Below are 17,671 nucleotides of genomic sequence, written 5' to 3'. Positions count from 1 at the left end.
TTTTCCGGTATCTGCTAAAATTAATTTTATTTCGCACAAAGTACGAATCCGCTTTGCTGGTTTCCTATCTGCATTTCGTTATCTTGAAGGACTTTTTAGTCTTCCAAAACCCACGGCAGAAATCTGTAATTTCATCATCCGGTCATACCATATCATTTGCTAAAATAATATAACAGCCATAAAAAGATCTTATTTTGTATTCAGTTCAACAAGACGGCCCATATAAATGTGATAAAAACAATTAAAAATTTAGCCTGAACACAAACATATGGTACTGCGGAACTGTGAGAACACAATATATCCCCTGAAAGGCGGCTATGGGGGCCGAGAAGGAAGAATTTCACGTAGATGATAAAAAATTACAAAAATTATTGATAGAAATGTTTTACAAATTACGAAAGTAGTGTTATAATAACTTCAAGCTTGTTAAATGTAATAAAGCAAGAAGAAACAAAAGGAGGATTTTATCATGAAGAAACTTATTGCTTTTGTGTGCGCAGCTGTTATGACTGTTAGTTCAGCCGTTGCAGTATTCGCACAGCCAAGTGTACAGGTTACAGGTGTTGTAACCAAGGCTCAGGCCGCTACAGACGCTGACGGAAACGCAGTTACTGTAGAAATCAAAGCGGTTCCTGACGAGTACAAAGAAGCGGTTGAGAACGTTAAGAAAGAGGAAACTCTGAAAGAAGTTCTCGGAGCAGACTTCAAAGAAGGTATGCAGGTTGTAGATGTTAAAGACATCTCTGTTCCGGACGGAACAACTTTCCCTGTAACTATCACATTTGAAGTTGCTGGTGTTACAGAAGGATCTTCTGTTGCAGTTCTGCACTACAACGGAAGCGCTTGGGAGAAAGTAGAAGCGAAAGCTGGTGCTGGTACAATCACAGCAACCTTCACATCTCTGTCTCCTGTAGCATTTGTTGTTGACAAAGATGCAGCAGCAAAAGCATCCACATCTCCTAAGACAGGTGAAACAAATGTCATGATGTGGACAGGTATCGTAGCTGTTATTGCAGTAGCTGGAATGGCTGTTACATACAAAAAAAGAAGAGAAGCATAATTTATAATGCTTAGGAACCCGGGCGAAAGCCTGGGTTCTTTTTTTTCTAAAAACGTCTAAAAAACCCTTGACAGTGACCTTACGTCACCCCTTATAGTAACCTTATCAGAGAAAAAGCAAAGGAGAATACCACATGAAAGTATTAGTAACAGGCGGTGCCGGTTTTATCGGAGGAAACTTTGTACATCACATGGTGAATAAATACCCGGATTACGAAATTGTAAACCTGGATCTGCTCACTTATGCCGGCAATCTGGAAACTTTGAAACCAGTGGAAGATAAACCAAATTACAAATTTGTCAAAGGCGATATTGCGGATGAATCGTTTATTATGGATCTGTTTGAGAAGGAAAAGTTCGATATTGTAGTGAACTTTGCCGCAGAGAGCCATGTGGACCGTTCCATTGAAGATCCGGGCATTTTTGTCCAGACGAATGTAATGGGAACCAGAGTGCTTCTGGATGCTTCCAGAAAATATGGTGTTAAGCGCTACCATCAGGTGTCCACAGATGAAGTTTACGGGGATCTGCCGCTTGACAGGCCTGACCTGTTCTTTACAGAGGAGACACCCATCCACACATCCAGTCCGTATTCCTCCTCAAAAGCCAGCGCAGACTTATTTGTACTTGCTTACTACAGAACCTTTGGTTTACCGGTGACCATATCCAGGTGTTCCAACAACTACGGACCATACCATTTTCCGGAAAAATTGATTCCGCTGATGATCAGCCGTGCATTGGCGGATGAAGAGCTTCCGGTATACGGAAACGGCGAGAATGTGAGAGACTGGCTGCATGTAGCAGACCACTGTGAAGCCATTGACCTGATCATCCATAATGGAAGAGTCGGTGAGGTTTACAATGTAGGCGGCCATAATGAGAGAACAAACCTTCAGGTAGTCCAGACAATTCTCAAAGCCCTGAATAAACCGGAAAGTTTGATTAAATATGTCAAAGACCGTCCGGGACATGACATGAGATATGCGATCGACCCCACAAAGCTGGAAACAGAACTTGGATGGAAGCCGAAATATAATTTTGATACAGGAATAGCACAGACCATTCAGTGGTATCTGGACAATGAAGACTGGTGGAAACACATCCTGAGCGGTGAATATTCCAATTATTTTGACAAGATGTACAAAGAGCGTCTGTCATAAAAAACGTCGTTTTTCATAGGCGGCTTTTGACCCGCGTGGTATTTCAACGGAAGATACTGCACAATATGCTGTAAATTTGGGGGCAGTACCATGAGAAAAAGGCAGAAGGGAGGGATTTTATGGGGCACTTTTATACCACCGGAGAATTTGCGCGGATGGCACATGTGACGATCCGGACGATCCGGTATTATGATAAGAACGGATTACTGAAACCCAGTTTTGTCAATGAATCGGGATACCGTATGTATTCTGATGAGGATTTCCTAAAACTCCAGAAAATCCTCTCCCTGAAATATCTGGGATTTTCTTTAAAAGAAATTTCCAATATGACCATACATGACACCAGTTCCGATATTCTGGAATCCTTAAAGCTGCAGATTGACCTGGTGCAGAAGAAAATTGAGAATATGAACCAGATGGAGCACGCCCTGCAGAATACCATGCAGATCGTTCAGCAGACAAACCAGATAGACTGGAATGAAATCCTGAACCTGATCCATCTGACCGATATGGAAAAGACGCTGGTAGAGCAGTATAAAAACGGAGCTAACTTAAATATTCGTATTTCTCTGCATGAACAGTATTCCTCCAACCCCAAAGGATGGTTCGCATGGCTGTATGAACAGATTGACTTTGACAAGGTGAAAAATCTTCTGGAGGTGGGATGCGGCAACGGCCAGCTCTGGAAACATGCTCCCGATGCTGTGCTTCATGGCAAGTACATCTGTCTGTCCGATGCGTCTGGCGGAATGGTCCGGGATGCGGCGGCCAATATCGGAAGAGAGAGAAAGAAATATTTTGATTTCAGAGTGCTGGACTGCCAGGAACTACCTTTTCCTGACGGGCACTTTCAGCGGATCGTTGCCAATCATGTGCTTTTCTATGTGCAGAATATGGCGAAGGCTTTGGAAGAAACCAGCCGTGTCTTGAGCAAAGACGGTATTTTTTACTGCAGTACCTATGGGACGGGGCATATGCATGAGATCACGGAACTGGTACAGGAATTTGATCCCAGGATATCTTTGTCGGAAGTGGCGTTGTATAAGCTGTTCGGTTTGGAAAACGGGCAGAAGCTGTTGGAGCCTTATTTCTCCTCCGTGGAAAAACGGATGTATGAGGACAGTTTGTGGGTGGACAAGCCGGAGCCGTTGCTTGATTACATTTTATCCTGTCATGGGAACCAGAGTGAGCTGCTGTATCCCAGGCAGAGAGCGTTTAAGAAGTTTTTGGAGGAGAAGATCCAAAAGAACGGAGGCATCTCCATCACCAAAGAAGCGGGGATTTTTATTTGCAGGAAATAATTTTACTCTGCCGGGCATAATAGGTGCAGAGAAGAGAAAGGATGAAGGTTATGAGAGTTTTAGTGACAGGTGTAAAAGGACAGTTAGGACACGACGTAATGAACGAATTGGCTAAAAGAGGCCATGTTGGCGTTGGTGTGGATGTTGAGGAGATGGATATTACAGATCCACAGGCATGCAGACAGGTGATTGGGGAGGCAGATGTGGAAGCAGTTGTCCACTGTGCAGCCTATACCGCGGTCGATGCTGCGGAGGATAATATAGAAGTCTGCCGGAAAGTCAATGCTTACGGTACGGAAAATATTGCAAAAGTCTGCCGGGAACTTGGCCTGAAAATGATGTATATCAGCACAGACTATGTGTTTGACGGTGAGGGCACAAGACCGTGGGAACCGGACGATGAGAGAGAACCCTTGAACGTGTACGGACAGACAAAATATGAGGGTGAAGCAGCGGTTACGGATCATGTGGAGAAGTTCTTTATCGTGAGGATTGCCTGGGTATTTGGCGTGAACGGCAAGAACTTTATTAAAACCATGCTGAATCTGGGTAAGAAACATACGGATATCAATGTGGTGGAAGACCAGATCGGTTCTCCTACTTATACCTATGATCTGGCTGTCCTCCTTGTAGACATGATCGAAACAGAAAAATACGGTTTCTACCATGCCACAAATGAAGGGCTCTGCAGCTGGTTTGATTTTGCTTCTGAAATATTCCGTCAGGCAGGTATGAACGTAAATGTACATCCTGTCAGTTCAGAGGAATTTCCGGCGAAGGCAAAAAGACCTCATAACAGCCGGATGAGCAAAGATAAGCTGGAGGCAAACGGCTTTAACCGCCTTCCTGCATGGCAGGATGCACTGGCACGTTATTTGCAGACAGAAGAGCTGCAGAAGCTGCTTCACGATAAGTAAGCTGCAGAATGATGGGAAAAAGTTCAAAAACTGCGTGAATCCCGCAGTTTTTGGCCGAAAATATAAAATACAGGAAGAAACAGAGGTACTAGTATGAAGGGAATTATTTTAGCAGGCGGATCAGGCACCAGACTGTATCCACTGACCAAGGTGACATCAAAACAGCTTTTGCCTATATATGACAAACCCATGATTTATTACCCACTGTCCGTACTTATGGAGGCAGGGATCCGTGAGATATTGATCATCTCCACACCGGAGGATACCCCCAGGTTTGAGGCACTTTTGAGCGACGGCCATCAGTTTGGCCTGGAGCTGTCCTATGCAGTTCAGCCAAGTCCGGACGGACTGGCGCAGGCTTTTGTTATCGGTGAAGATTTTATCGGTGACGACGGTGTTGCCATGATCTTAGGTGACAATATCTTCTACGGACACGGCCTGAAAAAGAGGCTGTGTGCAGCTGCTTCACGCACGGAAGGCGCCACTGTATTCGGCTATTATGTGGACGATCCGGAGCGGTTTGGAATCGTGGAATTTGACAGTGACGGAAAGGCAGTCTCCATTGAGGAGAAACCGGCGAAGCCCAAATCCAACTACTGTGTGACAGGTCTGTATTTCTACGACAATAAAGTAGTGGAGTATGCCAAGAATCTGAAGCCTTCCGCAAGAGGAGAGCTGGAGATAACAGATTTGAACAGGATTTATCTGGAGCAGAATGAATTGAATGTGGAACTTCTGGGCCAGGGATTTACCTGGCTGGATACAGGGACACATGAGTCTTTAGTGGAGGCAACGAATTTTGTAAAGACCATGGAAGACCATCAGCACAGAAAAATTGCCTGCCTGGAGGAGATTGCCTACCATAACAAATGGATTTCCAGGGAAGAGGTTATGGAAGCGTATGAAGTTCTGAAAAAGAATGAGTATGGTGCTTACCTGAAAGATGTACTGGACGGGAAATACCTGGTATAGTAAAATAGAAAGCATTCCCAAGGCCGGGGCAGTTTACACGGCAGGGAATGCTTTTTTTGGAATAAGGGAAGCCGCGCTTCTGCATAGAAGTATGGAAATGAGAGGCTTTGCCGGTAAGGACAGAATGGGAGCACTTGGATATGGGACAATATACCGTGAATCTGATACACTATGTAATTCAGGATATTGCAGATGTGGGAAAATATTTTTTTGCGGGATTGACGGCGTTTCTGACAGTCGGGATTTTGGCTGTGATCACGGCGAAAGTTCGGGGACAGGCGGGCAGCCGGCGCAGTTCTTTTTTTGCAGCAGCGGTTTTTGCAGGATATCTCTGTATGCTTTTGTTTATTACTTTTTTATCCAGGGAACCCGGCAGCAGGGACGGAATTGACTGGACACCTTTTGGAACGCTGGGCAGCGGTCCCAGGGGTGATGCTTTTGTCCTGGAAAATGTACTGCTGTTCCTCCCTTTTGGTGTATTGCTGCCGTCTGTGTCTATAAAGATGAGGCGGTTTTGGAACGTTCTGGGTATGGGATGTGCGGCCAGCCTGCTGATCGAAGTTTGTCAATATTTCACAAAAAGAGGATACGCACAGTTGGATGACATACTCACCAACGTTTTGGGGACGGCTTTGGGGTATATTTTCTACATTATATTCCGCCGATGGATCAAAAAATGGTAAAAAACGCTTGCATTCTCCCCGTACGCATAGTATAATTATACTCGTTGTAAAAAAGAGATGGTCCTCTGCTGCTGACTGCATTAAGAACATCCAGAGTATAAGGAGAAAAAATTATGAACGACATCATTAAAAACATCGAAGCTGCTCAGATGAAAGCAGAAGTTCCGCAGTTCAATGTGGGAGATACCGTAAGAGTACACGGTAAGATCAAAGAGGGTAACCGCGAGAGAATCCAGATTTTTGAAGGCGTTGTGCTGAAAAAACAGGGCGGAAGCAATCGCGAGACCTTCACAGTGAGAAAGAATTCCAACGGAATCGGCGTTGAGAAAACATGGCCGCTGCATTCCCCGAATGTGGAAAGAGTGGAAGTGATCAGACGCGGTAAAGTAAGACGTGCGAAACTGAACTACTTAAGACAGCGTGTCGGTAAAGCAGCTAAGGTAAAAGAATTAGTAAAATAATAATGTTTTTTAGAAGACAGGGACACATACTTATGTATATGTCCCTGTTTCTGAATGAATAAGAGGATGCTGCCATGAAGAAAAAAGAAAGTAAGGGACCGGAGTTTTCCAAGGACAGTAAAATGCGTCCGCTGCTTATATGGGTATTTGAGATCGCAGTGGTCCTGGTATTGGCTGCAGTGGTGTCCATTTTCTTCTGCCAGACCATTGTCATGCAGGAGGGCGGTATGGAACCCACCCTGGCTACGGGGGATAAGGTACTGATCAATAAAGTGTCGTATAAGCTGGGAGACCCTGAGAGAGGCGATATCATTGCATTTAAGAAGGATGCCAAGGAGCATTCCAGTATGCATATCAAGCGGATCATAGGTCTGCCGGGGGAAACTGTGCAGATAAAGGACGGGCTGATTCTGATCAACGGGGAAACTTATATGGAAAAGAAGGATTTTCCGAAGATCAGCAATCCGGGACTGGCAGAGACCCAGGTCACACTGGGGAAAAATGAATATTTCGTTCTTGGCGATAACCGGAACAACAGCGAGGACAGCCGCTTTGCAGAGGTGGAAAATGTAAAGCAGAAATATATTGTGGGCAAAATCTGGCTGCGCGTTTCCCCGTTTGGAAAATTCGGTCTCATCAAGAGCTGACAGACAGAGAGGAACAAATATGAATTATCAATGGTATCCTGGACACATGACGAAAGCAAAGCGCATGATGCAGGAGAATATAAAGCTGATCGATCTGATCATTGAGGTGGTGGATGCCAGGATCCCTGTTTCCAGCAGGAATCCTGATATTGATGAGCTGGGAAAAAATAAAGCCCGGCTGATCCTGCTGAACAAATCCGATTTGGCGGATGAGAGACAGAATGAAAAATGGACCCAGTATTTTATGGATCAGGGGTTCTGTGTGGTCAAGGCCAATTCCAAGAGCGGGGCGGGCATCCGTCAGGTGCTCCCTGTTATCATGGAGGCCTGTAAGGAAAAAATCGAGAGAGACCGGCGAAGAGGCATTAAAAACCGTCCCATAAGAGCCATGGTCGTGGGAATCCCCAATGTGGGAAAATCCACATTTATCAATTCCTTTGCGGGAAAAGCCTGTACAAAGACAGGAAACAAGCCGGGTGTGACGAAGGGAAAACAGTGGATCCGCATAAACAAAAATGTGGAGCTTCTTGACACGCCGGGAATCCTCTGGCCAAAATTCGAGGATCAGAGTGTGGGGGCTAAGCTGGCTATGGTGGGCTCTATCAAGGATGAGATCCTGAATCTGGAGGAGCTTTCCCTGGAACTGCTGGGGTATCTCCAGAAGTATTATGAAGGTATTTTGAAAGAGCGCTACGAAGTGGAAGAGTCGGATGACCGTTTGAAAATGCTGGAGGCAATTGCGGTAAACAGAAACTGCCTGCAGAAGGGCAGCGAACTTGACTATGGCAAGGCATCCAATATTCTGTTGGAGGAATTTAGAAACGGCAAGATTGGCAGGATCACGCTGGAACAAGTCTGAAACTCCCAGGATCATTACAGTTTGACAAAGGATGAGACAAAAGATGAAAAGTATTCAGGAAATCCGCGCAGAATTTCAGGCTGCGGCGGTGGCAGAGCTGGATGCTCTGTGCGCAGTTTATATAGAAGATGAGCGGAAAGGTGTACAAGCCCTGATCGGGAAGGCGAAGAAACAGCAGGAAAGGCTGGAAGCGGAGCGGGCACGTACGGAGAAGATGAAAGCTTATGAGTATCAGTATGAGCATCTGGGCTATGTCTGCGGTATTGACGAGGCCGGAAGGGGACCGCTTGCGGGACCTGTGGTTGCCGGTGCTGTGATCCTTCCTAAGGACTGCGGACTCCTGTATCTCAATGATTCCAAACAGCTTTCCGAGAAAAAACGTGAGGAATTATATGATGTGATCATGGAAAATGCGGTCAGTGTGGGTGTTGGGTTTTCCAGTCCGGCCAGAATTGATGAGATCAATATTCTGCAGGCGACTTATGAAGCCATGCGGGAGGCAGTGTCCAAACTTACGGTCCGCCCCCAGATCCTGTTAAATGATGCAGTGACCATCCCGGGTATGGAGATTCCCCAGGTTCCTATTATAAAGGGGGATGCAAAAAGTATTTCCATTGCCGCCGCCAGTATCATTGCAAAAGTGACCAGGGACAGGCTTATGAGAGAGTACGACAAAATAATGCCTGAATACGGATTTGCCTCCCATAAGGGATATGGGGCGGCTTCCCATATAGAGGCCATAAGGAAATACGGGCCATCTCCCATTCACCGGACCACGTTTATCAAGAATTTTATTACATGAGGGACAGATATGAAAAAATCCACCAGAGAGACGGGAACACAGTATGAAGAGAGGGCTGCTCAGTATCTGGAGCAGCAGGGATACCGGATCCTTGAGAAAAATTTCTGCTGCCGGAGTGGCGAAATTGATTTGGTAGCCATGGACGGAGAATACCTCTGTTTTGTTGAGGTGAAATTCAGAGAGAACTCTGACTGCGGTGGTCCGTTTCTCGCAGTGGATAACAAAAAACAGCGCCGGATATGTCAGACGGCGCTGTTTTATCTTATGAGAAGAGGATTGCCAGAGGAAACACCCTGCAGATTTGACGTGGTGGGGATCACACCGGATGACACTGCGCTTATCAAGGATGCGTTTTCTTACCATACATAGAAGGGAGAGCGAAGACATGAAAAACAGTACAGGCGGTACTATGGAAATCAATTGGAAGGCCGGCATAGATGATCACATGAAGGTCCGCAAAGCAAACGGCGTCTGGTACCTGACATACCCGGCTTTTGAGGAAATCCCGGAAATTGTACATGGATTTTCCACCAGGCTGGGGGGAGTGAGCAGGGGGGACTGCACATCCATGAACCTGAGCTTTGCCAGAGGCGACCGTGAGGAAGATGTCAGGGAAAATTACAGAAGGCTTGCTGCTGCTGTGGGATTTTCCCCTGAGCAGATCGTCTGCTCTGACCAGACCCATACCACCAATGTGCGTGTGGTTACAGAGGCGGACAGGGGAAAAGGGCTTACTATACCCAGGGATTACACAGATGTGGACGGACTTGTAACGAATGTTCCGGGTCTGGTGCTTGCTACCTTTTATGCGGATTGTGTCCCTTTATATTTTGTGGACCCTGAAAAGCGCGTCATTGGTTTATCACACTCCGGTTGGAAGGGAACTGTAGGCAGGATAGGAAAAGTGACGGTGGAGACCATGCAGAGGGAATACGGGTGCAGGCCGGAGGATATCCTGGCCGCCATAGGCCCTTCTATCTGCCAGGAATGCTATGAGGTCAGCGAGGATGTGGCAGAGCAGTTTCAGGAGGCATTTCCGGTTTCGGAGCACGGGAAAATCCTGAAGGAGAAAGGCCATGGCAAATATCTTTTAAACCTTTTGGCAGCCAATGCGCTGATCTTCCGGGAGGCAGGTATCCTTTCGGCTCATATCTCTTATCCGGGAATCTGTACCTGCTGTAATCCCCGGTTTTTATTCTCCCACAGGGCCAGTAAAGGAAAAAGGGGAAATCTGGGAGCATTCCTCGGATTGCGCGAAATCAATTGACTTAATGCATAAATTTCAGGGTTGTTTTTTTGTGAATATTACATAGTTGTTACAAAAAATGTAAAAAAGCTTTGCATTTAGTAATCTGTGTGTTATAATTAGGTTCGTAATGAAAAAAGGAGCTTAGAATATGAGAAATAAAAAATGTACAAGCTTATTTTTGACATTCCTGATTGCGAGTCTTACCATAACTCCGGTATACGCGTCTGCAACCCAGAAAAAGATTACAGAAGCGGAACAGCAGAAAACTGAGACACAAAGTAATTTGAACGCCTCACAGGATAAGATCAGCTCTCTGGAAGCCAAAAAAGGTGATCTGGAGGGTTACCTTACGGAGTTGAACCAACAGCTTACGGACCTGAGTAAGAACCTCTCAGATTTACAGGAAAAGTCAGATGCTAAGCAGGCAGAGTTACAACAGATCGAAGAGGAACTGGATGATGCGAAAGCCCGCAGGGAAGAGCAGTATGAGAGCATGAAGCTTCGTATTCAGTACATGTATGAGAATGGCAACGATTCCTACATGACCATGCTGACAGAAGCAAAGGACTTTACAGACTTCCTGAACAAGGCAGAGAACATTATGCAGCTCACAAAGTACGACCGGAAGATGCTGGACCTCTACAAGGAGACACAGCAGGAGATTGAAGACAAAGAAGCCGGTGTGAAAAAAGAGCAGGAAGCGCTTGAAGAACTGAAGCAGGAAAGTATGGACAAGCAGGCGGAGGTATCCGACCTGGTCAGAAATACATCCAAGCAGATCGATACATACAGCTCACAGATCGACAGTGAGCAGAGCGCAGCAAAAGAGCTGCTGGAGAAAGTAAATTCCCAGGAAGCCGTGATAGACAGCCTGATGAAACAGCAGAAGGATGAGGAAGCGGCAGCAGCGCTTGCAGCGCAGAAGGCCCAGGAGGAAGCAGCAAGAAAGGCAGCGCAGGAAGCCGCAGAACAGCAGGCTGCAGAGCAGAGTGCCTCACAGGGATCCTCCCAGGATTATGATGACGTACAGGAAGAAACTCCTTCCAATACGGAAACTTCACAGGAAAGCACAGAGCAGGAAGATACCTCCTCAGATGATTCCCAAGGAAAATATCTGGGCAGATTCCGACTGACAGGTTATTGTAACTGTGCTCTCTGCCACGGACAGGGATACACAGCCAGCGGTACGGTTCCCCAGGCGGGAAGGACCGTGGCTATGAACGGTATTCCGTTTGGGACAAAGCTTCTGATCAACGGAGGCGTCTATGTTGTGGAAGACAGAGGTGTACCTTACGGCAATGTGGATATCTACCATGATACACATGACCAGGCACTTTCCTTTGGTGTGGGATATGCGGAAGTATATCAGTTGAATTAAAAAATATCTCCGTACAGGCGTTTAGAAGCGCTTTGTACGGAGATTTTTTATTGCAGGAGAAAGAATCCCTAAATTCCCTTGAAAAGGTTAAAAAAGCTGTACAAAACCGTTTGACGGGCATTGTACAGCTTGGAGTTTTGTGGCAGAATACCAAACTTTCGGAGATTGGTTTCTATTATTCTATGTTTAGGAAAAACGGTTCAGCAGCTTATTGATCTTCTTTGTTGTAGAGCGAACCTTTTCTACGGACAGGTCATGGTTCAGAATGTCCATAATGCTTGCCAGATATTTACTCATATCAGCTTCCAGATAGTAAGGACGGTTCAAAAGATCCGGATTCCTGTAATTCAGGTTGGTGGTGATGACACGGTAAATATATTCTTTTTCAAAGTAGTCATCAAATTTTTCCAGACCGTCAGTGAAAAGTCCGAAGGTAGTGCAGACAATGACCCGCCTTGCCCTCCTGTCCTTTAACTGTTTTGCCACATCCAGCATGCTTTCCCCTGAGGAGATCATGTCATCAATGACAATCACGTCTTTTCCTTCCACGGAATCACCTAAAAATTCATGGGCCACGATGGGGTTCCTGCCGTTAATAACGGTAGAGTAGTCCCGGCGTTTGTAGAACATACCCATATCCACACCCAGAATATTGGAGAAGTAAACCGCGCGCTGCATAGCACCCTCATCCGGGCTGATGATCATCAGGTGCTCGTTGTCGATCTTAAAGTCGTCAATGGAAGCACACAGTGTCTTCAGGAACTGATAGGTGGGCATAAAATTGTCAAATCCTGAGAGGGGAATCGAGTTCTGTACCCGCGGATCGTGGGCGTCAAAGGTGATGATATTGGATACACCCATCTGCACCAGTTCCTGCAGAGCCAGAGCACAGTCCAGAGATTCCCTTTTGCTTCTCTTGTGCTGACGGCTTTCGTAGAGGAAAGGCATGATAACATTGATCCTGTGTGCTTTTCCTGTAGCAGTGGCGATAATACGTTTTAAATCCTGGTAGTGGTCATCCGGGGACATGTGGTTTACATGTCCGCTGACTTTATAAGTCAGGCTGTGATTGCACACATCTACCATAATAAAGAGGTCCGTGCCGCGCACGGATTCATTGATGATGCCCTTCGCTTCACCTGAGCCGAAGCGCGGACACTTGCAGTCAAGTAAAAAAGTATCTGCTGTATAACCGCGGAAATTAAGTCCGGACTGATTGTGAGAATCTAATTCCTTTCTGAATTGTACCAGATGGGAATCCACCTGCTGGGCCAGCTCGCCACAGCTGTCCAGGGCTGCTATTTTAATAGGAGCCACCGGAATGGACTTCTCCAGTAAACTGATATTGACCATAATGACCTCCGTTAGAGTTTTTTTGACATATAATTACACATTAAGTTATAACATCTGAAAGTGAGCAGCGTCAAGGAAATTATTGCTTTTTTTATGCTTTATTGGTATGATAATAAATAGCGGGCATAAAATGACCCGTTTAGAAATGAGGAGAAATTGTGAAAAAATGCAGACATATCATCCGGGAAGTGGAAGCCGGAAGCATTGCCGAGGAGCTGGAACTGGCTTGTGGGGATGAACTTCTGTCGATCAACGGACAGGAGATTGAGGATGTCTTTGACTATCACTACCTGGTGAATGATGAGTATATAGAGGTTCTTGTGCGGAAAGCTGACGGCGAGGAATGGGAGCTGGAGGTGGAAAAGGAGTACGAGGAGGATCTGGGAATCGTATTTGAGAGCAGTCTCATGGATGAGTACCGTTCCTGCAGCAATAAATGCGTCTTCTGTTTTATTGACCAAATGCCTCCGGGTATGAGAGAGACCCTCTATTTTAAAGATGATGATACCCGTTTGTCATTCCTACAGGGAAACTATGTGACGCTCACAAATATGAGTGACCATGATATTGACAGGATCATCCGTTATCATCTTGGCCCCATTAATATTTCTTTCCATACGACCAATCCAAAGCTTCGCTGCCAGATGCTCCACAACCGTTTTGCCGGGGATATTTTCCCCAAGGTACAGAGGCTGTATGAGGCTGGAATTGAGATGAACGGGCAGATCGTACTGTGTAAAGGACTGAATGACGGCAAAGAACTTGAGAGAAGCATTGAGGAGCTGGCAGGCTATCTGCCTCATCTGAAAAGCGTCTCTGTGGTGCCGGTAGGATTGAGCAAATACAGGGATGGCCTGTATCCTTTGGAGCCGTTTGGAAAAGAAGAGGCACAAAATGTCATTTCTTTGATTGAAACATGGCAGAAACGGTTATATGAAGAATATGGCTTACATTTTATCCACGCAAGTGATGAGTGGTATCTGACTGCCGAAAGAGAGCTGCCCCCTGAGGAAAATTATGACGGCTACCTGCAGCTGGAAAATGGTGTGGGAATGCTGCGGCTGCTGGAGAGTGAAGTGCAGGAGGCCATGAAAAACCTTTCCGGGGACGAAAGAAAGCTGGAGGTATCTTTTGCCACCGGTCAACTGGCATATCCCTTTATCCGCAGATACGCGGATCAGGTGGAAAAGTGCTATCCCTATGTTAAGATCCATGGCTACTGTGTGGAGAACCGTTTCTTTGGGGAAAAGATCACGGTGTCAGGGCTTTTGACCGGACAGGATATCATGGAACAGCTTCAAGGCATGCCTCTCGGGGAATACCTGCTGCTGCCCTGTAATCTGCTCAGAAGCGGTGAGAATGTGTTTCTCGATGATGTGACCGTAGAGCAGGTGGAAAAACAGTTAAATACTCCCGTTAAAATAGTGGAAGAGGACGGCGCCTCCCTGGTGTCGGCACTTCTGGAAAAAGAGGCGGGAAGAGCACATAGAAGGAGACAGATGTATGAGCAAACCGATCGTAGCAATCGTTGGACGACCTAATGTGGGAAAATCCACACTTTTTAACGCCCTGGCAGGAGAGAAGATTTCCATTGTAAAGGATACGCCGGGCGTGACCAGGGACCGTATTTATGCGGATGTGAACTGGCTGGATAAATCCTTTACTCTGATAGACACCGGCGGTATCGAGCCGGACAGCAAGGACATTATCCTTTCACAGATGCGGGAGCAGGCACAGATCGCCATTGATACCGCGGACGTGATCATTTTCATCACCGATGTGCGCCAGGGGCTGGTGGATTCAGATGCCAAGGTGGCAGATATGCTCAGGAGAAGCGGCAAACCCGTGGTTCTGGTGGTAAATAAAGTGGACAACTTTGACAAGTTTATTATGGATACCTACGAATTTTACAATCTGGGTATCGGAGAGCCGGTGCCTATCTCCTCCACAGGAAAGCTGGGTATTGGTGATATGCTGGAAAAAGTGGTGGAGTATTTTGATGAGGATGCAGAGGACGGCGATGAGGAAGAGATTCCGAAAATCGCGGTGGTGGGAAAACCAAATGTGGGAAAATCATCTCTCATCAACAAGATGATCGGAGAATCCCGTGTCATCGTATCCGACATTGCGGGAACCACCAGGGATGCCATTGATACCAGGGTGGAATGGAAGGACAGAGAATACATTTTCATTGACACGGCAGGACTGAGAAGAAAGAGCAAGATTAAAGAGGAGCTGGAACGTTACAGTATTATCCGTACCGTGACGGCCGTGGAGCGTGCGGATGTGGTCGTTATGATGATTGATGCCACAGAGGGCGTGACAGAGCAGGATGCCAAGATCGCAGGAATTGCCCACGAGAGAGGCAAGGGAGTCATCATTGCCGTGAATAAATGGGATGCCATCGAGAAAAACGATAAAACGATATACAAATTCACAGATAAAGTAAGGGAAGTGTTGTCCTACATGCCCTATGCGGAGATCATTTTCATATCCGCTGAGACAGGACAGAGGATCCCCAAGCTGTTTGAGACCATTGATATGGTGCTTGAGAATCAGACTCTAAGAGTCCAGACAGGTGTGCTCAATGAGATCATGACAGAGGCTGTGGCAATGCAGCAGCCGCCCTCTGACAAAGGAAAACGCCTGAAGCTGTTTTATATTACACAGGTGGCGGTTAAGCCTCCTACCTTCGTTATTTTTGTCAATGACAAAGAGCTGATGCATTTCTCCTACACCAGATACCTGGAGAATAAAATCAGAGATACCTTTGGATTTAAGGGAACATCCCTGAAATTTATCATAAGGGAACGCAAAGAAAAGGAGTAGGATGACAAATGCTGGTACGAATTGTGAGTCTGCTGATCGGTTATGCGTTTGGTCTGTTCCAGACCTCTTATATTTACGGAAGAAAAAATGGAATTGATATCCGGGAACACGGAAGCGGGAATGCGGGGACAACAAATGCGCTCCGCACCCTGGGCAAGAAGGCAGGAGCTGTTACTCTTTTGGGGGACTGCCTGAAATGTGCCCTGGCGATCCTGGCGGTCTATCTGCTTTTCGGCAGCAGCCACCCTCAGCTGGTAAGGCTGCTGGAGCTGTATGCCGGTGCAGGATGTATACTGGGACATAACTTTCCCTTCTATCTGCGCTTTAAGGGGGGGAAGGGGATTGCGGCCTCTGTCGGGCTGGTGGCAGCTTTTGACTGGCGGTTATTTTTGATCTGTGCGGTTGTGTTCTTTACGGCATTTTTCCTGAGCCACTATGTGTCTCTGGGGTCTCTGCTGGCATATTTCTTTTTCGCTGTGGGCGTGATCGTATCAGGACAGATAGGCAGGTATGATGTGGACCCGGGAGTTCTCCACGAGATGTACATACTGGCACTGCTTTTGATGGCGCTGGCTTTCTGGCGGCACAGACAGAACATTGTGCGTCTGATCCGCGGAAATGAGAATAAGATTTTTCTGGGAAAACATTAAGTGATTATTTGTAACGATTCAGTAGGTCTGTGCATTTACTGCGCTGACCGTAAGAAAGTGTACCACGGCCAAGCAAAAATCCTATCGTAAAAGGCGATTCTGCATGGATTTTTGCCTGTAACTGTGAGGGTACTGAACGGTTACGATTATTTTATGGAGGATAGCATGGCAAAAGTAAGTGTGATTGGAGCAGGGAGCTGGGGAACCGCCCTGTCCATGCTGCTTTGCGGCAACGGACATGACACGGTTTTGTGGTCTCACAGGGAGGAACAGGCAGAAGAACTGCGAAGGACAAGGGAGCATAAGACTAAGCTGCCCGGTGTCAGGCTGCCGGAGGAGATTTGTATAACCAGCAGTCTTAAGGAGGCGCTGGAGGGGAAAGATGTGATCGTCATGGCAGTGCCCTCCGTGGCAGTCCGGGCCACCGCGAGAAAGATGAACCCTTTTATCCGCTACGGGCAGCTCATTGTGAATGTGGCAAAGGGGATTGAGGAGCATACCCTTACCACCCTCACGGATATGATAGAGGAGGAGATCCCCAATTCTCAGGCATGTGTTCTCTCAGGACCAAGCCACGCGGAGGAGGTAAGCAGGAATCTGCCCACAACCTGTGTGGTGGGGGCAAAACGGAAAGAGACTGCGGAATATCTGCAGAATATTTTTATGAGCCCTGCATTCCGCGTGTATATCAGCCCGGATATGCTGGGTATTGAATTGGGGGGAGCACTGAAAAATGTCATTGCCCTGGCTGCGGGAACCGCGGATGGTCTGGGATACGGGGATAACACAAAAGCAGCGCTGATCACCCGCGGAATGGCGGAGATCGCAAGACTGGGAATTGCCATGGGAGCGCGCCCGGATACCTTTTACGGACTTTCCGGGATCGGCGATCTGATCGTTACCTGTGCCAGTGTTCACAGCCGTAACCGCAAAGCCGGATTTCTCATGGGGCAGGGGCGCTCCATGGAGGAAGCAATGGATGAGGTGAATATGGTAGTGGAAGGTGTCTTCTCCGCAAAGGCTGGAAGGGAACTTGCAGAGAAATACAAAGTGGAAATGCCTATCATAGAACAGGTAAACCGGGTACTTTTCGAGGGAAAGACTCCGGCGGAAGCAGTATCTGACCTGATGGTGAGAGACAAGAAAATTGAATCCTGGGACGGCAGTTGGAAATGAGGGCGCAGTATGCCCTCATTTCCTTTCTAAAGAATTCTTTAGAGAACGTTAAGAAAAGTTTTCGGATTTCCAAATTGACAATTTAAGATTTGTGATGTATGGTTGTACTAATGATGTAGTACAATTAAAATTGCACTGCATTTGGAAGATGCAGGGGAGGATGTGTGTATGGAAA

At 46.7% G+C, this 17,671-nt stretch carries 18 protein-coding genes; 17 read left to right on the top strand and 1 reads right to left on the bottom strand.

All coding sequences use genetic code 11. The features are described from left to right. Nucleotides 1-469: 469 nt before the first annotated feature. The 13 genes from C6P39_RS25405 to C6P39_RS25345 all read left to right on the top strand — a co-directional run bounded on the left by C6P39_RS25405 (nucleotide 470) and on the right by C6P39_RS25345 (nucleotide 11,488). Nucleotides 470-1,060 carry an LPXTG cell wall anchor domain-containing protein gene (locus C6P39_RS25405; protein ID WP_084043439.1) on the top strand — a complete coding sequence of 197 codons (591 nt, stop codon included), beginning with the start codon at nucleotides 470-472 and terminating at the stop codon, nucleotides 1,058-1,060. A 133-nt stretch (nucleotides 1,061-1,193) separates the two neighbouring features. Then, nucleotides 1,194-2,219: a dTDP-glucose 4,6-dehydratase gene (gene rfbB / locus C6P39_RS25400; protein WP_104805602.1), complete on the top strand. Its 1,026-nt coding sequence runs from the start codon at nucleotides 1,194-1,196 to the stop codon at nucleotides 2,217-2,219. 119 nt (nucleotides 2,220-2,338) lie between these two features. Further along, the gene (locus C6P39_RS25395) at nucleotides 2,339-3,520 is read left to right on the top strand and encodes a MerR family transcriptional regulator (RefSeq protein WP_104805601.1); all 1,182 of its coding nucleotides are present in this window, start codon (nucleotides 2,339-2,341) and stop codon (nucleotides 3,518-3,520) included. A 50-nt stretch (nucleotides 3,521-3,570) separates the two neighbouring features. Next, nucleotides 3,571-4,437 carry a dTDP-4-dehydrorhamnose reductase gene (gene rfbD / locus C6P39_RS25390; RefSeq protein WP_104805600.1) on the top strand — a complete coding sequence of 289 codons (867 nt, stop codon included), beginning with the start codon at nucleotides 3,571-3,573 and terminating at the stop codon, nucleotides 4,435-4,437. Between the two features lie 93 nt (nucleotides 4,438-4,530). After that, nucleotides 4,531-5,409, top strand: coding sequence for a glucose-1-phosphate thymidylyltransferase RfbA (rfbA, locus tag C6P39_RS25385; protein ID WP_095172738.1), 879 nt, complete (start codon nucleotides 4,531-4,533; stop codon nucleotides 5,407-5,409). 140 nt (nucleotides 5,410-5,549) lie between these two features. After that, entirely contained in the window at nucleotides 5,550-6,092 is a 543-nt protein-coding gene (locus C6P39_RS25380) for a VanZ family protein (RefSeq protein WP_104805599.1), read from the top strand. Between the two features lie 113 nt (nucleotides 6,093-6,205). Continuing rightward, nucleotides 6,206-6,553: a 50S ribosomal protein L19 gene (gene rplS / locus C6P39_RS25375; RefSeq protein ID WP_065541444.1), complete on the top strand. Its 348-nt coding sequence runs from the start codon at nucleotides 6,206-6,208 to the stop codon at nucleotides 6,551-6,553. 74 nt (nucleotides 6,554-6,627) lie between these two features. Continuing rightward, on the top strand, nucleotides 6,628-7,200 hold the full coding sequence (gene lepB / locus C6P39_RS25370; protein WP_095172740.1) for a signal peptidase I: 573 nt from the start codon (nucleotides 6,628-6,630) through the stop codon (nucleotides 7,198-7,200). Between the two features lie 19 nt (nucleotides 7,201-7,219). Continuing rightward, nucleotides 7,220-8,059 (top strand): ribosome biogenesis GTPase YlqF, encoded by an 840-nt coding sequence (gene ylqF, locus C6P39_RS25365; RefSeq protein ID WP_095172741.1) that lies wholly within the window; start codon nucleotides 7,220-7,222, stop codon nucleotides 8,057-8,059. Nucleotides 8,060-8,102: 43 nt separating this feature from the next. Continuing rightward, entirely contained in the window at nucleotides 8,103-8,861 is a 759-nt protein-coding gene (locus tag C6P39_RS25360; RefSeq protein ID WP_104805598.1) for a ribonuclease HII, read from the top strand. Between the two features lie 9 nt (nucleotides 8,862-8,870). Then, complete coding sequence (locus C6P39_RS25355; protein ID WP_104805597.1) at nucleotides 8,871-9,230, top strand: YraN family protein; 360 nt, start codon at nucleotides 8,871-8,873, stop codon at nucleotides 9,228-9,230. A 16-nt stretch (nucleotides 9,231-9,246) separates the two neighbouring features. After that, nucleotides 9,247-10,128, top strand: coding sequence for a peptidoglycan editing factor PgeF (pgeF, locus tag C6P39_RS25350; protein ID WP_104805596.1), 882 nt, complete (start codon nucleotides 9,247-9,249; stop codon nucleotides 10,126-10,128). 130 nt (nucleotides 10,129-10,258) lie between these two features. Then, nucleotides 10,259-11,488 (top strand): PcsB-like coiled-coil domain-containing protein, encoded by a 1,230-nt coding sequence (locus C6P39_RS25345; RefSeq protein WP_095172745.1) that lies wholly within the window; start codon nucleotides 10,259-10,261, stop codon nucleotides 11,486-11,488. A gap of 186 nt (nucleotides 11,489-11,674) precedes the next feature. Here C6P39_RS25345 and C6P39_RS25340 read toward each other — a convergent pair whose 3' ends face one another. Beyond that, nucleotides 11,675-12,841, bottom strand: a complete 1,167-nt coding sequence (locus C6P39_RS25340) for a ribose-phosphate pyrophosphokinase (RefSeq protein WP_104805595.1) — start codon at nucleotides 12,839-12,841, stop codon at nucleotides 11,675-11,677. A 158-nt stretch (nucleotides 12,842-12,999) separates the two neighbouring features. Between C6P39_RS25340 and C6P39_RS25335 the strand changes: the two genes are divergently transcribed. The 4 genes from C6P39_RS25335 to C6P39_RS25320 all read left to right on the top strand — a co-directional run bounded on the left by C6P39_RS25335 (nucleotide 13,000) and on the right by C6P39_RS25320 (nucleotide 17,496). Further along, nucleotides 13,000-14,382 carry a DUF512 domain-containing protein gene (locus tag C6P39_RS25335; protein ID WP_104805594.1) on the top strand — a complete coding sequence of 461 codons (1,383 nt, stop codon included), beginning with the start codon at nucleotides 13,000-13,002 and terminating at the stop codon, nucleotides 14,380-14,382. Then, on the top strand, nucleotides 14,345-15,670 hold the full coding sequence (der, locus tag C6P39_RS25330; RefSeq protein ID WP_095172748.1) for a ribosome biogenesis GTPase Der: 1,326 nt from the start codon (nucleotides 14,345-14,347) through the stop codon (nucleotides 15,668-15,670). Before C6P39_RS25335 ends, der begins: the two co-directional genes overlap by 38 nt. Nucleotides 15,671-15,678: 8 nt before the next feature. Further along, entirely contained in the window at nucleotides 15,679-16,320 is a 642-nt protein-coding gene (gene plsY, locus C6P39_RS25325; RefSeq protein ID WP_065541453.1) for a glycerol-3-phosphate 1-O-acyltransferase PlsY, read from the top strand. Nucleotides 16,321-16,485: 165 nt separating this feature from the next. After that, nucleotides 16,486-17,496: an NAD(P)H-dependent glycerol-3-phosphate dehydrogenase gene (locus tag C6P39_RS25320; RefSeq protein ID WP_095172749.1), complete on the top strand. Its 1,011-nt coding sequence runs from the start codon at nucleotides 16,486-16,488 to the stop codon at nucleotides 17,494-17,496. Nucleotides 17,497-17,671: the final 175 nt, after the last annotated feature.

Source organism: Blautia marasmi, assembly GCF_900258535.1.
Lineage (GTDB): Bacteria > Bacillota > Clostridia > Lachnospirales > Lachnospiraceae > Blautia > Blautia hominis.
This window is presented reverse-complemented; position numbering and strand designations above follow the sequence as displayed.

Excerpts from the sequence above, each read along its gene's own strand:
- C6P39_RS25405 (WP_084043439.1), top strand. The coding sequence starts at position 470 with ATGAAGAAACTTATTGCTTTTGTGTGCGCAGCTGTTATGACTGTTAGT.
- rfbB (WP_104805602.1), top strand. The coding sequence starts at position 1,194 with ATGAAAGTATTAGTAACAGGCGGTGCCGGTTTTATCGGAGGAAACTTT.
- C6P39_RS25395 (WP_104805601.1), top strand. The coding sequence starts at position 2,339 with ATGGGGCACTTTTATACCACCGGAGAATTTGCGCGGATGGCACATGTG.
- rfbD (WP_104805600.1), top strand. The coding sequence starts at position 3,571 with ATGAGAGTTTTAGTGACAGGTGTAAAAGGACAGTTAGGACACGACGTA.
- rfbA (WP_095172738.1), top strand. The coding sequence starts at position 4,531 with ATGAAGGGAATTATTTTAGCAGGCGGATCAGGCACCAGACTGTATCCA.
- C6P39_RS25380 (WP_104805599.1), top strand. The coding sequence starts at position 5,550 with ATGGGACAATATACCGTGAATCTGATACACTATGTAATTCAGGATATT.
- rplS (WP_065541444.1), top strand. The coding sequence starts at position 6,206 with ATGAACGACATCATTAAAAACATCGAAGCTGCTCAGATGAAAGCAGAA.
- lepB (WP_095172740.1), top strand. The coding sequence starts at position 6,628 with ATGAAGAAAAAAGAAAGTAAGGGACCGGAGTTTTCCAAGGACAGTAAA.
- ylqF (WP_095172741.1), top strand. The coding sequence starts at position 7,220 with ATGAATTATCAATGGTATCCTGGACACATGACGAAAGCAAAGCGCATG.
- C6P39_RS25360 (WP_104805598.1), top strand. The coding sequence starts at position 8,103 with ATGAAAAGTATTCAGGAAATCCGCGCAGAATTTCAGGCTGCGGCGGTG.
- C6P39_RS25355 (WP_104805597.1), top strand. The coding sequence starts at position 8,871 with ATGAAAAAATCCACCAGAGAGACGGGAACACAGTATGAAGAGAGGGCT.
- pgeF (WP_104805596.1), top strand. The coding sequence starts at position 9,247 with ATGAAAAACAGTACAGGCGGTACTATGGAAATCAATTGGAAGGCCGGC.
- C6P39_RS25345 (WP_095172745.1), top strand. The coding sequence starts at position 10,259 with ATGAGAAATAAAAAATGTACAAGCTTATTTTTGACATTCCTGATTGCG.
- C6P39_RS25340 (WP_104805595.1), bottom strand. The coding sequence starts at position 12,841 with ATGGTCAATATCAGTTTACTGGAGAAGTCCATTCCGGTGGCTCCTATT.
- der (WP_095172748.1), top strand. The coding sequence starts at position 14,345 with ATGAGCAAACCGATCGTAGCAATCGTTGGACGACCTAATGTGGGAAAA.
- plsY (WP_065541453.1), top strand. The coding sequence starts at position 15,679 with ATGCTGGTACGAATTGTGAGTCTGCTGATCGGTTATGCGTTTGGTCTG.
- C6P39_RS25320 (WP_095172749.1), top strand. The coding sequence starts at position 16,486 with ATGGCAAAAGTAAGTGTGATTGGAGCAGGGAGCTGGGGAACCGCCCTG.